Genomic DNA, 14,190 nt, shown 5'->3' with positions numbered 1-14,190 from the left:
CTTCTGGTTAATTGCTATTTTCGCCCCTCACATATTTTCAACTATGGGATACCAAAAAATCAACATAATAACCGGATGGGTCACTTTCTTGATCGCACTGGTCACTTATTGTCTTACAGTGGAGCCAACGGCAAGCTTCTGGGATGCCGGTGAATTCATTGCTTGCTCATATAAACTTGAGGTACCTCACCCTCCTGGAGCTCCATTCTTTTTGCTTACCGGAAGAATGTTTTCACTTCTAGCAGGTGGAGATGTTACTCAAGTTGCATATTGGGTAAATATGCTTAGTGTGATGAGTAGCGCATTTTTCGTACTATTCATTTTCTGGTCTATCACACACCTTGCTAAGCGAGTGTTGAAAGTGAAAAATGGCGAGGAATCCACAGCTGACACCATTGCAATTATAGGTACAGGACTGGTAGGAGCTTTAGCTTGTACATTCTCCGATTCTTTTTGGTTTTCTGCGGTAGAAGCTGAGGTGTACGGGATGTCCGCATTCTTTACCTCATTTGTCTTCTGGGCTATCCTAAAATGGGAAAATATGACACAGGAGCAAGACCGAGCTCGATGGCTTATTTTGATCGCATATATGATGGGGCTTTCAATTGGAGTCCATTTACTGAACTTGGTCGCGATACCTGTTCTTGGCCTAATCGTATATTTCAAATACTACGAAAAAGTTACTCGTAAAGGGATCATTTACACAATGCTTATATCTGCAGCAATCGTACTGATTGTTCTAGAGGGAGTTATCCCCGGACTTCCATCAATGGCAGGGAAGATCGAAATCTTATTTGTGAATTCCTTTGGTCTTCCATTTGGATCTGGTGTGATCTTCTTTGGAGTATTGGTTTTAGGAGGCCTGGCATATGGCATCCACTATTCTATCAAACACAATAAATACGTTCTGAATACCTCGTTACTAGCATTAGCTTTCATACTCATTGGCTATTCTTCGTATGCGATCGCAGTAATCAGAAGTAATTATAACCCACCAATTGACGAAAATAATCCTGAAGAAATTATCTCTTTCGTTTCCTATCTAAAAAGGGAACAGTATGGAAGTAGACCTTTGTTTAAAGGACCTTACTACACTGCGGACCTTATCGAAAACAAGCAAGGTGCTCCGGTCTATATGCGTGGGGACGACAAGTATGTAATAAAAGATTATAAGGTTACGCAGGTTTTTGATCCTGAGCATACCACGATTCTTCCAAGAATGTACAGTTCTGCCGGGAATCACGTTCGGAAGTATCGGGAAGTTACCGGACTAAGAGAAGGTGAAAAGCCAAGTTGGGGAGACAATTTTTATTATCTCATCGTGCATCAGTTAGGACACCAATACTTCAGATACTTTATGTGGAATTTCTCCGGAAGGGAACATGACATTCAAGGAGCTGGATGGGTTGGCTTAAGTGGAGCCTTTGACGATTTGCCAGACATTCTAGAAAACAATAAAGGAAGAAACATCTACTTTGGATTACCGCTTCTGCTTGGACTTTTTGGCATGTTTATCCAGTATAAAAAGGATGTGAAGCTGTTTTCGGCAACCGCACTCCTTTTCATTATGACAGGTATTGCCATTGTTTTGTATTTAAATACACCTCCAATTGAGCCCCGTGAGCGTGACTACATTTATGCCGGATCCTTCTACATTTTTACTATTTGGATAGGTTTTGGTGTGCTCTTCTTATATGATCTACTAAAAGGAATTTCGAAAGAAAAGAAAATTGCAGCTGTATTGGCTTCAGTCATTGGTTTGACTATTCCAGTTTTGATGGCCAGCGAAAACTGGGATGATCACGATCGATCAGATCGATACTTTTCTGTGGATGCAGCTAAAAACTACCTTTCTACAGTAGCTCCAAATGGCATCATATTTACAGGCGGAGATAACGACACATTCCCATTGTGGTATGCTCAAGAAGTGGAAGGCTATCGAACTGATGCTCGAGTACTGGTGCTTAGTTATTATAACACTGACTGGTACATACAACAATCTGCCAGACAGGCATATGAATCTGACCCAATTCCATACAGCTTACCAATTGAGCGCTATCAGCAAGGTGGTGTGAATGATTTTCTACCGGTTTTCGAAAGAGAAGAATTGAAAGGCAATGCAATCAATGCTAAGATTTTGTTGGATTTTATTGCGGATGAAAATCCGGCGCTTCAAATGCAGGTGAATAGTTACACGACTTACAATACCATCCCGACGCGCACTCTTTTCTTAGACGTTGATAAGGAAAAAGCTAAGAGGATTGTGCCTGAAGATATGCATGATAACATAGTTGACCGAATGGTGATACGAGTGAAAGGAAGAGGATTGGAGAAGAAAGATCTGGCCTTCCTGGACCTATTGGTTAATGCGGACTGGGAGCGACCAATATATCTGAATAACACATCTATCTCACAGCTAAATTTGGACCTCAAGAATTTCGTAGTTCAAGAAGGCATGGCATATCGTGTAGTACCTGCTCAAAGTCAGAGCAATAGAGCCGGATCATATCCGGTAAATACAGATGTGATGTATGACAATGTGATGAATAAATTCACATGGACAAATCTTGATGATCCTAGCGTATATTATACTCAAGATTACCTGGGATTTGTATTAAACTCACGATCCACATTCAACACCTTAGCTGACAACTTAATATCAGAAGGTGACTATGAAAGAGCAGCAGCAGTTCTGAAGAAGTGTCTTGAAGTAATGCCAAATGAGTCTGTCCCTTATGATATATTCAGCATGCAGCAAGTTGATATGCTGCTACAAGTTGGGGAGCTGGAACTGGCTGAGCACATTGCAGAAGTGACCTCTACTTATGCCACTCAGTATCTAGACTATTATTTTGAGACGGGCGGTAGTCCTGATTCCAATGAGCTACAAAGACAGATACTCTCACTGAATGAAGTCGCACGGGCTTACCGCGCTAATGGCGATCGGGAGAAGGCTGCCTACTACGAGGAGTTATTCAACAACTACTACACCAGGCTACAGGCTAAACAGCAGCAGTAAAAAGATTATAGATAATACTTAATAAAATTAACCTTCAACATTGTGTTGGAGGTTTTTTTGTTTAAGCAAAAAAAGGGATAGAGAATTAGCGCTTTAAAAACTTATAAGCCTTTCGAAACCGCTTTGCTTCATCCTTTACAATCAGGAAGTAGTAGCCAGTTGCCAAATCTTTAACTTGAATTTTGTATTTACCAATTCCAACTTCCTCAGGCTTTATTTGAAGCTTGTTTCCAATCATGGAATTCAGCTCAAATTGTGCATTGTCAAAATCACCTTCTACTTGGATGAAAATATGTTCAATTGCAGGATTGGGATAAATACTTATTTGCGCTTCTTGAACCTGATCCACTCCTCCCTGAGCCAGAGCGACTCCACTAAGAGCGATTGCGAACGTTAATATGATCAGTTTATTGCGCATTGTTAGTATACAAATTACGCATTTTTTTTCATATTGTTCCCTATGGCTATAAAATATTAACCGTTAATTAACGTTAATCAGGGCATTTTGCATTGGATTTTTCACAGAAATAATTGATTTAAACCAATCGGCGTTGTTTTTTTCTTCCATCGAATAAAATCGTGATCTTATCTAAATGTAAATAAGACTATCCGGATAGGATATGGAATAACTCAAATCTAGACTTTCAGCCACTGACTAATGAACTTAATGCCTTAGGTATGAAATCGATAATTTCAGATGCGAGTATCCATGGTGTTTGCAATTGTCTAACGGCCTCATCTCCCGCTGAACCGTGCAGATAAACAGCCAGTCTTAGCGCATCAAATGGTTCCAATCCCTGAGCAAGCAAAGCTCCTGCTATGCCGGTCAATACATCACCACTACCTGCAGTTGCCAGTCCAGGATTTCCTGTTGGATTGAAATATATTATTCCATGAATATTACATACTGTCGAGAAAGCACCTTTTACAACTATGTTCAATTCCTTTTCAACGCAAAATGTCCTTAACATCTGCAGTTTCTCAAAATCATTGCTCCATGTTCCTACCAGGCGTTTAAACTCCCCTGGATGCGGTGTGAGAATGGAATTTCGAGGGATTTTTTTTATTAAATCCGGATGCTCAGCGAGTATGTTAATCCCGTCCGCATCAATCACCATAGGTTGATCATATTTTTCCAGGAATGCGCGCATGGCCTGTGCGGATTTCTCAGCAGTTCCCATACCAGGCCCGATAGCCACGGTGTCTGTAGTCTCTAAGATGGACTCAATGCATTCCTCACCATTGTCTGGATTTACCATGGCTTCAGGGATGCTTGTTTGTAAAATATCTACACCACAAGATGGAACGTGCACGTTTATCAGCCCGGCACCTGATCGCATAGCTCCTCTGGCACACAAGACTGCAGCACCCATTTTTCCTTTGCTCCCCGCCACTATCATAAGCCTCCCCACTTGACTCTTATGAGAGAAGGTTGAACGCACAGGAACTAGCTCTCGTAGTTCATTCGCCTCTGATAGCCTAAACTGTGTCTCTTGCTGTTGAAGAAAACCTTGATCCAGTCCAATATTCACCACGCGCCACTCACCTACATGCTTCGCGTATTCAGGAAGGAAGAAAGTCAGCTTTGGAGTCTGAAATGAAATTGTATAATCTGGTTCAAAAGCAATCGTATCTAGAGGTAAAGGTTGGTCAGCAAAAAGCCCTGAAGCAATATCAATGGCAATTCGTTGTACCTCCTGCCCATTTAAAAATATGATCAAGTCATGAAACAAGCCTTCTACAGGACGGGATAGACCGGAACCAAAAATTCCATCTATGATGATAGATCCATTCTCAATATTCGGAAAGTCTTTCTGACTTTCGATTTTCTTTGTTTTGGATACCTTTTTAAGATTGATTTTAAAATCGGTACTTCCTTTATCAGACTCACCAACAATATACACCTCAATCTTCCACCCCTGCGCTATGAGTAGACGAGCAATGGCTAAACCATCACCTCCGTTATTTCCTGTTCCACAAAAAATGTAAACGCTACTTTTTTCTGGATGAAGTCCGAGAAACTTATTCACGAACGCTTCACTTGCACGTTCCATTAAGTCTATTGACGCAATTGGCTCGTGAGCAATCGTGAATTGATCCGCTTCCCTTATTTGCTGCGCGCTTAGAATTTTCATATCGACTAGCGATCTACTTCGCCCATATTAAGATCCATAGATCCTAAGATAGCAAACAAATCGGCTAGCATGCACCCTTTACTAATCTCCGCGATTACGGATAGGTTGCTTAGGCTTGGGGAGCGAGCCTTACATCTCAGTGGCTGGTCTGCCCTTCCGTCGGTTCTAAAAAAGAAGCCTAATTCGCCTTTCGGATTCTCAGCTCTGACATAATAATCTTGTGCTTTGGGTCTGATCTTCTTAGGTACAAGTGCCCTTGGATCAAATTCTTTGGTTCGCTTATGCTCACCCAATAACTTTTCAGCACATTGCTCGATGATGCGAATGGATTCCCAACACTCCTGGTAACGTACCCAATTGCGATCCCAGCAGTCACCAACTGTTCCCATTTTGCCTGTCCCGATTGGTACTTCAAAATCTATTTCCGGATATACAGAATAGCCGTCTACTTTTCTTAAATCAAATTTTAAACCTGAACCTCTCAGCATTGGTCCGTTTATGCCATAATTGATCGCTAAGTCTGAAGACATTACGCCTATGTTGGCCGTGCGTTCAATAAATATCTTATTGTTGATCAAGAGTGTTTCTGAGTCTTTGAGCTTCGGCTTTAGATAGTCGACAAACTCCTTTGCTCGCTCCTCAAATCCAATTGGTAAATCGTAAAATAAGCCTCCGACCCATATGTAGTTATAAAGCATGCGTGCTCCGCTTGCCCATTCAAGCATTCTTAAAATATGCTCTCTATCCCGCATCATCCATAAGAATGGAGTAAATGCACCAACATCCATTCCATAGGTTCCAATAGCGATGAAGTGTGAGGCAATTCGATTCAACTCAGCAACCAGTACTCGAATGTATTCTATTCGCTTAGGGATTTCTTTTTCTATTCCCAACATTCGCTCCACTCCCATCACAAATGCCCATTCATTGTTCATCGCAGCGACATAATCCATGCGATCTGTATATGGTATGGTCTGATTAAAAGCCAACGACTCGGCGTGCTTTTCAAAGCATCGATGCAAATAGCCCATGTGTGGAACCACATCTACCACAATCTCTCCATCAGTTACTACCTCTAAGCGTAAAACACCATGCGTAGATGGGTGCTGAGGCCCAAGATTGATAATCATTTCCTCGGTCTTGAGGTCAGATTCTCGATATTTCAGAGGTTCTGACCTATGCAGCGGAGAATTAGAGATTGAGAATTGAGAACTCATAGAAAATTATTCATTTTCACTTTTCCATTTTACAACTACGTCATGATATTTCTCTTGCTCCACATAATCCTTTCGTAACGGATATCCTTCCCAATCATTGGGCAAAAGGATTCTTCGAAGATCCGGATGATTGTTGAAGTGAATACCTAATAGGTCGTAAGTTTCGCGTTCAAGCCAATCCGCAGTTTTCCATATATCGGAAACAGAATCGACACTTGGGTTTTCTCGTGGAAGCCCCACCTTCAACATCAAATGGAGGTCATATGGGATGCTGTACAAATTATAAATGACTTCCATCGAGTTTTTTTCCTCTCCATTATCCAACCCTGTCAGACACGAAAGTGAATCAAAATACGTCTTATCATTCGAATGCAGAAGGTCACAAACATGGTGAATATGATCAGCGGAAATGATCAAAGCTTGAGGCGTAGCTTCCAAATCCTCACCTAGGATAGCGCCTGGAAGCTGATTTTTAATCAAAGACTTTATCTCTTCAAACTGCATCTTTCTTCATCAATTTTTCCAAAGCCTTTGGTGCAAGCACAGACTCTGTTCTTATTTTTTCCTGAAGCTTTAAAAAGCCACCAATAAGCGCTTCAGGTCGTGGTGGACATCCCGGCACATATACGTCCACAGGAATCACCCGGTCTACACCTTTCACCACATGATATCCGTGCTCCCAATATGGACCTCCACAATTTGCACAGGATCCCATCGATATAACATATCTAGGCTCTGCCATCTGTTCATAAAGCCGTTTTACTCGGTCGGCCATTTTGAATGTCACTGTTCCGGAAACAATCATGACATCCGCCTGTCGAGGTGAATTTCTTGGAATCACGCCGAATCGATCCAGATCATACGCCGAAGATGCGGTCGACATGAACTCTATTGCACAACAAGCCAAGCCAAAACCTACTGGCCACAGACTACTTAGTCGTGCCCAATTAAGTAGATCATCCAATTTGGAAACGATGACACCACCTTCACCGGTCTTTAGTCCTGCTATAGTTTCTAATTCTTTGCTCATTTATATCTATCGTAAGCATTCGATGGAATTCGCGATTCATAATCAGTTGCTTTCGGCTTTGGCCTCACCCACTCCAGCATCCCTTTGGCCCAGACATAAGCCAGTCCAACCAATAAAATCCCAATGAAGATGAAAGTTTCTATCATCGAAAATTTACTCCATAATCCATTGGTCTCTGCGACCAGGCTTTCATCTCCAAAGACGCTTGCCCAGGGGAATAAAAAGACCAATTCAGCTTCGAACAAAAGGAAAATCAATGCAACAATGTAAAACCTAACATTGAACTGTCCCCATGCATCTCCTGCTGGTTCTTCGCCGGATTCATATGTAGTCTGTTTTTCAGGGGTAGGCCTGTTTGGTCTGAGTATTCTTCCTAAAAGCAATGTCACCATTAAAAAGGCTATTCCACCGACGAAAAAGAGTAAAACCGTTCCAAATCCACTGATTTCGATCATGATGGGAAATTACAAGTAATCTGCGAAACATCTAAAGCTGAGCCTGAATTCGATGATTAAAACTTCAGCGGATCCAGATGCTTAAAGTGACCATTTTGCTTGATTCGCTCTTGAGCATTTTGTGCTCGCTCCAATGCGGGAAGAAGGTGCTTAAGATGCTTTACGGCATAATTGAGTCGTTCGTTTTCATCTATTAAATGAAGGAGTTTATATTCTTCTTCCGGCTTCAATCCAATCTTGTGTCCAATGTCGTAAACAGATGTGATTGTAGAAATGTCCGGAACATCAGTTTCTCCTAGCCACCCAAAAAGCTTAGCTACCATTTCTTTGAATTCATACAGCAAATTCAGATCCGTTTCCTCAACGCTAATTGGTAAATAATCAACACTTCCTCCGGCATACTCTTTATCTCCCCATGGATTCCAAAACTCATTTACGTTAAAAGCCTTTAAGGCTTTCGTCTTGATATCCATCCGGCCATCATCATAGGTTTTGGTTATCTCAATGATTTCAACTTCTGTTCCTAGTTCGATTTTATTAAGGACGTATGCAGGTATTCCAAAGGTCAAATCCTCTGCGAGACACTCATTTATAAGCATTTTATATCGAGGCTCGAAAATATGCAAGTTGACCGCCTCACCCGGAAAGGCTACGATATTCAACGGAAAAAGTGCTAATTCGCTCATAGTTGAAAAAAACTCTGAACTACGAAAATAGTTTGGTACTTTCGATCATCCATGAAGATCATTCGAATAAATAAAGGCAAAGCTGTGAGTTTGCCTATTAGATTCACAGCCGTGGTGTTGGTAGTTGTGCTTACGATCAAACTTATGGATTGGCTTCCTGAGCCATGGTCTATACTCACTGCTATGCTCATTTGTACGATACTGCCTGCTTTATGGTTTGCCACCAAGGTGATTATCATTAATGCAGATAAGAAAACAATCTTTGATGGTGTCTGGACGATGGGGAGAAAACTTGGTAAACCTGTTAAGTATCAGGCGATCGAAAAAATATTCATTAACAAAGTGAAGACTAAACAAACCATGTATTCACTCTCAAATCAGCAGAATATTATTGCAAATCATGAATATAGAGCCTACTTAAAGCTTGATAATGGAGATAAGTATTATTTGATCAGTCATCCACTTGAAGAGCGAGTAGAAGAAAAAGTGACAAAAATCAGAAAGAAGCTTGCGATAAATTGAACACAAAAATTCCTTTCGATGGTTAGCTTTGCGAGACCCAAAAATTCAACATGGCAAAATTTCATACACTAAAGGTTAAAGAAATCTCAAGACCTACAGAAGAATCTGTAGCGGTTACATTTGAAATCCCGGAAGAATTACATGATGAGTTTTCTTTTACACAAGGACAACATCTCACTTTAAAGAAAGATATCGATGGAGAAGATATTCGTCGATCATACTCCATATGCTCTTGTCCAATCGATGAAACCTTGACGGTTGCAATCAAGAAGCTGGAAGGTGGCGCCTTCTCTACCTACGCCAATGATGTGCTAAAGGAAGGTGATGAAATTGAGGTAATGCCTCCGCATGGTTCATTTTATGTGCCTCTCGACCCTTCCAATGCCAACTCCTATGTTGCTTTCGCTACTGGAAGTGGTATCACGCCGATCATGTCTATCATCGAGACAACCTTACGTACAGAGCCGGAAAGTGAATTCACTCTTTTCTATGGAAATAGACGCACAAGCACCATCATATTTCAAGAAGAGCTGGAAGCGTTAAAGAACCGATACATGGGGCGATTTAGCTTGTATCACATCCTTAGCAAAGAGCGGCAGGAATCAGACCTGTTTAATGGACGAATTGAAGCTGAAAAAATTCAAGCTTATGCACGTCTATTTTTTGACCCGAAAACTGTAGATCATTATTTCACATGTGGACCGGAAGAAATGATGCTTGCCGTCCAAAGCGAGTTAAAAAACTTGGGTGTGCCTGAGGAACGTGTACACCTTGAGCTCTTTACTTCTCCTGTTGGTAAACTTGGAGGAAAACAAAAAGAAGTCAAACACGAAAAATCACTCGCTGAAATCACAGTGGTTTTGGATGGAAATAGCATGACCTTTCCATACGATTCGGATAAATCCATTTTGGATGTCGCATTCGACAATGGAGCAGATCTTCCTTATGCATGTAAGGGTGGAGTGTGCAGCACGTGCGTATGTAAGGTGGAAGAAGGAGAAGTAGAAATGGATGTAAACTATGCGCTTGAGCCGGATGAATTGGAAAGAGGTTTAGTGCTTAGCTGTCAGTCTTATCCTAAAACAGATAAAGTGAAGCTGAGTTTTGATGTTTGATATTGGTTAAATCGTCAATTGGTTGATAAGTAAACAATCCAATCAATTTCTATAAATTCTCAGGCTTCAAAATCAAACTAAAACACACTTATACCAGTTATCTATTCAACTAAAATTCTAATTAACTTTAACCCATGGATATTAAGAGTTTAGAAGATCGATTTAACGAAAAAATAGACGAAGACATCCGCATTGAGCCAAAAGACTGGATGCCGGAAAACTATCGTAAGACATTGATTCGTCAGATTTCGCAACATGCGCACTCTGAAATCGTGGGCATGCTACCGGAAGCCAACTGGATTTCACGCGCCCCCTCTCTCAGAAGAAAGGCCGCTCTATTGGCTAAAGTGCAGGATGAAGCAGGGCATGGATTGTACCTATACAGCGCTTGTGAAACGCTGGGCGTTGAAAGAGATCAACTACTTCAAGACCTACATTCGGGCAAAGCAAAATATTCATCCATCTTCAATTACCCTACCATTACATGGGCTGACATGGGAGCTATCGGCTGGCTGGTAGACGGTGCCGCGATCATGAATCAAGTACCACTTTGTAGAGCTTCGTATGGTCCCTATGCACGTGCCATGGTTCGAGTATGTAAAGAAGAATCTTTCCACCAGCGTCAAGGCTATGAGATACTATTGACCTTATGCCGTGGATCTGAAGAGCAAAAGCGAATGGCGCAAGATGCGTTGAACAGATGGTGGTGGCCTTCGCTAATGATGTTTGGACCAACTGATGAAGCATCTACACATACAGAGCAATCCATGCGATGGGGAATCAAGCGATTTACCAATGATGAGCTCAGACAAAAGTTTGTTGATGCTACCAAGCCGCAAGCAGATCTCTTGGGATTGACTATTCCGGACGAAGACCTTAAGTGGAACGAAGAAAGAGGACATCACGACTTTGGTAAAATCAACTGGGAAGAGTTCTTCAATGTGATCAAAGGAAATGGTCCTTGCAATAAGCAAAGAGTTGATGCGAGAAGAGCTGCATACGACAATGGAGCATGGGTTCGTGAGGCAGCGGCTGCACATGCTGAGAAAAAATCAACTACTAAGCATCAAGCTGCTTAGTAGATAAGAGTTTACTCGGCTAAGTACTATTCAACTAATAAATCACTAGTCAACTGATTAACAAAAAGAAAATGAAAAATTGGCCACTATGGGAAATCTTCATTCGAAGCAAAGCCGGACTTAACCACAAGCATGTAGGCAGTCTCCACGCGGCAGATGAAGAAATGGCAATTCAAAATGCCAGAGACGTATACACGAGAAGAAATGAAGGTGTCAGTATTTGGGTAGTGAAATCCGAGCATATCACTGCCTCTGATCCCGATGATTCTGATCCGCTATACGAACCAGCAAAAGATAAGGTGTATCGTCACCCTACTTTTTATGATTTGCCGGACGAAGTAAAACACATGTAATAGAAGTAATAAGTTGATTAGTGGTGAGCAATCAGTATTGATTGCAAAGGCTAGTTAACTCATCAATACTGGTTACGAATTAACTAATGACTGATTTAACTAAATACAACTACGTACTCCAGCACGCCGATAACTGCCTTATTCTTGGTCAGCGCCTAGGTGAATGGTGCGGACACGGACCAATCCTGGAACAGGATATTGCAATGACGAACATCAGTCTGGATCTAATAGGTCAGGCACGCATGTGGTATCAATATGCCGCGGAAATTCAGGATCAGGACAAGTCAGAAGATGATATTGCTTACTTGAGAGATGCTTGGGGGTACCGAAATGTTTTGCTCGTAGAACAGCCGAATGGTGATTTCGCGCAAACCATCTTCAGACAATTTCTTTACGACACATACAGCTGCTATTTCTATGAAGCACTGATGAACAGCTCAGACGAACGCTTAGCTGCAATCGCTGCTAAATCGCATAAAGAAGCCTTATATCACATCAAATGGAGCAGCGACTGGGTGATCAGACTAGGTGACGGAACGGAGGAAAGTAGAGAACGGATAAACGCTGCGATCGTGGAGCTATGGTCATTCTCGGGTGAGTTAACTAAGCCAAACGAGACCGAATCTAAGGCAGCCGAAAGTGGATACGGTGTTGACTTAGCCGCATTGAAGGAAAAAAGAGATGCGAAGATTCGTGAAGTGTTAACAGAAGCGACGCTTGATATTCCTGAAAGCACCTATGCGCATGAAGGAGGGAAAGACGGCCGCCACTCGGAGCATTTAGGATATATCCTTGCCGACCTACAATTTTTGCAACGTACCTATCCGGGTTTAGAGTGGTAAGATGAATCTCAATCAAGTGACCGTGCCTTCTCGTGATGTGCTGAAAGCCATCCCATTTTATGAGAAGCTAGGTTTTAAATTGATTGTTCACACCCACGATAAATATGCAAGATTTGAATGCCCTGAGGGTGATTCTACCTTTTCCATTCACTATACTGATGATATTGCTACTGGCAATGCTCCGATTATCTATTTCGAATGTGATAATCTCGACGAGCAAGTAGAAATGCTGGTGAACAATGGCGTTGAATTTGCTGAGATGCCTAATGACAAAGAATGGCTTTGGAGAGAAGCGCATGTTTTTGATCCTGACTGGAATCATTTGATCTTATTCAAAGCAGACGAGAATAGAAAGAATCCACCTTGGAGAAAGAAAAACTGATGCTAGAGCTTATTTCTGACAATTTCCTTCAACACGCCTCAAAAGTTCCTGATTTGAATGATGCCATGAATGTGTACCATCTGGCACATCTCACCTATGTAGACAGTGGGCTTTCATGCGACACCTTCAACATTATCTACATCCACCATCCAGAGCTGACAAAAGAAGAGCTCAGCCAGGCACTTGCTCACTTTCAATCTCGGAATCTGGATTATTGCATTTGGATAAACAAGGAAAATTTGAGTTCAAACACTCAGATGTTGTTCAAAGAACTAAACATAGAAGAACAGGCCAGCGAGGTTGGAATGGCCATGCAGTTTAAGCACTATCAATACGTAGAAAATATAAATCATCTAAACATCAGACAGGTAAATGATGGAGAATCGCTGGCTATCTATTCTCGCGTCATTGCAGAGAATTGGTCTCCTACCGATCAGAATGTAATTGACTACTACAATCGGACAGCCAAGCACTACCTTGATCCTAACAATAACATCAAACTCTACATATATTATCACGAAGATCGGCCAGTTTCTTGTGTGGAGCTATTTCCAACCAATTCGGATACCGTCGGGTTCTATGGGTTTGCAACACTGGAGGCTTATCGAGGAATGGGAATTGGAACCACCTTGCTAACTTTCGCATTAAATATAGCAAAGGAGTTAGGCTATAAAACAGCCATTCTTCAAGGAACAGAAGATGGGCTTAACATTTATAAGAAGTTTGGGTTTAAGGATTACACCACGTATTACGAATTTGTCTAATGGTAATTGATAAAGATTATATTCTCGATTTACTTCAAACTGTCACCGATCCGGAAATTCCAGTGATTTCTGTCATTGACTTAGGCATAGTCAGAGATGTAATCGTCGATGGAGATTCCCTTGAAGTCATCATTACTCCAACCTATTCCGGCTGTCCGGCCATGCTGGAGATTGAGAAAGAAATCAACAATGCCTTAAAGAAGAAAGGCATAAATGAATTCAAGATCACAACTGTGTTATCACCTGCCTGGACGACCGAATGGATGAGTGAAGAAGGAAAAAGAAAGCTCAAGGAGTACGGCATAGCTCCACCCAACCCAACCAATCCGGAAGATATTGAATGCCCACAATGTGGTTCTAAAAACACGCAATTAATCAGTGAATTCGGCTCTACAGCCTGCAAGTCACTATTCAAATGCAACGATTGCCTGGAGCCATTTGATTACTTTAAGTGTCACTAAGCTCGCTCGCGTCAAGCGAGCTCTGGCAAAATCACGTGTAGGCCTGGCGAGTAAGCTGGATTGATTTTGCCTAGATTTTTGATTCCTTTTCATCGATGGAAAAGGAATGGCCTCCCCGGCCTAAGTGGAA

At 41.7% G+C, this 14,190-nt stretch carries 16 protein-coding genes; 9 read left to right on the top strand and 7 right to left on the bottom strand.

Annotated elements, in window-relative coordinates; genetic code table 11:
• Nucleotides 1–43: 43 nt before the first annotated feature.
• Nucleotides 44–3,019, top strand: coding sequence for a protein O-mannosyl-transferase family (locus ACL8WY_RS13280; RefSeq protein ID WP_436515246.1), 2,976 nt, complete (start codon nucleotides 44–46; stop codon nucleotides 3,017–3,019).
• A gap of 85 nt (nucleotides 3,020–3,104) precedes the next feature.
• Here the strand turns inward: ACL8WY_RS13280 and ACL8WY_RS13275 are convergent, their stop codons facing one another.
• The 7 genes from ACL8WY_RS13275 to ACL8WY_RS13245 all read right to left on the bottom strand — a co-directional run bounded on the left by ACL8WY_RS13275 (nucleotide 3,105) and on the right by ACL8WY_RS13245 (nucleotide 8,542).
• Nucleotides 3,105–3,437, bottom strand: a complete 333-nt coding sequence (locus ACL8WY_RS13275) for a T9SS type A sorting domain-containing protein (protein ID WP_436515245.1) — start codon at nucleotides 3,435–3,437, stop codon at nucleotides 3,105–3,107.
• Nucleotides 3,438–3,663: 226 nt separating this feature from the next.
• Nucleotides 3,664–5,154 (bottom strand): NAD(P)H-hydrate dehydratase, encoded by a 1,491-nt coding sequence (locus ACL8WY_RS13270; protein WP_436515244.1) that lies wholly within the window; start codon nucleotides 5,152–5,154, stop codon nucleotides 3,664–3,666.
• Between the two features lie 5 nt (nucleotides 5,155–5,159).
• Nucleotides 5,160–6,371 (bottom strand): NADH-quinone oxidoreductase subunit D, encoded by a 1,212-nt coding sequence (locus tag ACL8WY_RS13265; protein ID WP_436515243.1) that lies wholly within the window; start codon nucleotides 6,369–6,371, stop codon nucleotides 5,160–5,162.
• Nucleotides 6,372–6,377: 6 nt separating this feature from the next.
• The gene (locus ACL8WY_RS13260) at nucleotides 6,378–6,875 is read right to left on the bottom strand and encodes an NADH-quinone oxidoreductase subunit C (protein ID WP_436515242.1); all 498 of its coding nucleotides are present in this window, start codon (nucleotides 6,873–6,875) and stop codon (nucleotides 6,378–6,380) included.
• Complete coding sequence (locus ACL8WY_RS13255; protein ID WP_436515241.1) at nucleotides 6,865–7,401, bottom strand: NADH-quinone oxidoreductase subunit B; 537 nt, start codon at nucleotides 7,399–7,401, stop codon at nucleotides 6,865–6,867. The genes ACL8WY_RS13260 and ACL8WY_RS13255 overlap by 11 nt, the downstream gene beginning before the upstream one ends.
• Complete coding sequence (locus ACL8WY_RS13250) at nucleotides 7,398–7,856, bottom strand: NADH-quinone oxidoreductase subunit A (protein WP_436515240.1); 459 nt, start codon at nucleotides 7,854–7,856, stop codon at nucleotides 7,398–7,400. Before ACL8WY_RS13250 ends, ACL8WY_RS13255 begins: the two co-directional genes overlap by 4 nt.
• A 56-nt stretch (nucleotides 7,857–7,912) precedes the next feature.
• Nucleotides 7,913–8,542 (bottom strand): LON peptidase substrate-binding domain-containing protein, encoded by a 630-nt coding sequence (locus ACL8WY_RS13245; protein ID WP_436515239.1) that lies wholly within the window; start codon nucleotides 8,540–8,542, stop codon nucleotides 7,913–7,915.
• A 51-nt stretch (nucleotides 8,543–8,593) separates the two neighbouring features.
• Here ACL8WY_RS13245 and ACL8WY_RS13240 point away from each other — a divergent pair, with 51 nt between their 5' ends.
• The 8 genes from ACL8WY_RS13240 to paaD all read left to right on the top strand — a co-directional run bounded on the left by ACL8WY_RS13240 (nucleotide 8,594) and on the right by paaD (nucleotide 14,060).
• Nucleotides 8,594–9,064: a hypothetical protein gene (locus ACL8WY_RS13240; protein WP_436515238.1), complete on the top strand. Its 471-nt coding sequence runs from the start codon at nucleotides 8,594–8,596 to the stop codon at nucleotides 9,062–9,064.
• Nucleotides 9,065–9,114: 50 nt separating this feature from the next.
• Nucleotides 9,115–10,179, top strand: coding sequence for a 1,2-phenylacetyl-CoA epoxidase subunit PaaE (gene paaE, locus ACL8WY_RS13235; protein ID WP_436515237.1), 1,065 nt, complete (start codon nucleotides 9,115–9,117; stop codon nucleotides 10,177–10,179).
• Nucleotides 10,180–10,313: 134 nt separating this feature from the next.
• A complete protein-coding gene (gene paaA, locus ACL8WY_RS13230; protein ID WP_436515236.1) occupies nucleotides 10,314–11,258 on the top strand; it encodes a 1,2-phenylacetyl-CoA epoxidase subunit PaaA in 945 nt (314 codons plus the stop codon).
• A gap of 71 nt (nucleotides 11,259–11,329) precedes the next feature.
• Complete coding sequence (gene paaB / locus ACL8WY_RS13225; protein ID WP_370089205.1) at nucleotides 11,330–11,611, top strand: 1,2-phenylacetyl-CoA epoxidase subunit PaaB; 282 nt, start codon at nucleotides 11,330–11,332, stop codon at nucleotides 11,609–11,611.
• 86 nt (nucleotides 11,612–11,697) lie between these two features.
• Complete coding sequence (gene paaC / locus ACL8WY_RS13220) at nucleotides 11,698–12,453, top strand: 1,2-phenylacetyl-CoA epoxidase subunit PaaC (RefSeq protein WP_436515235.1); 756 nt, start codon at nucleotides 11,698–11,700, stop codon at nucleotides 12,451–12,453.
• 1 nt (nucleotide 12,454) lies between these two features.
• A complete protein-coding gene (locus ACL8WY_RS13215; RefSeq protein WP_436515234.1) occupies nucleotides 12,455–12,835 on the top strand; it encodes a VOC family protein in 381 nt (126 codons plus the stop codon).
• Nucleotides 12,817–13,599: a GNAT family N-acetyltransferase gene (locus ACL8WY_RS13210; RefSeq protein WP_436515233.1), complete on the top strand. Its 783-nt coding sequence runs from the start codon at nucleotides 12,817–12,819 to the stop codon at nucleotides 13,597–13,599. The genes ACL8WY_RS13215 and ACL8WY_RS13210 overlap by 19 nt, the downstream gene beginning before the upstream one ends.
• Nucleotides 13,599–14,060 (top strand): 1,2-phenylacetyl-CoA epoxidase subunit PaaD, encoded by a 462-nt coding sequence (paaD, locus tag ACL8WY_RS13205; protein ID WP_436515232.1) that lies wholly within the window; start codon nucleotides 13,599–13,601, stop codon nucleotides 14,058–14,060. The genes ACL8WY_RS13210 and paaD overlap by 1 nt, the downstream gene beginning before the upstream one ends.
• Nucleotides 14,061–14,190 lie beyond the last annotated feature (130 nt).

Source organism: Ekhidna algicida (genome assembly GCF_051379705.1).
Classification (GTDB): domain Bacteria; phylum Bacteroidota; class Bacteroidia; order Cytophagales; family Cyclobacteriaceae; genus Ekhidna.
This window is presented reverse-complemented; position numbering and strand designations above follow the sequence as displayed.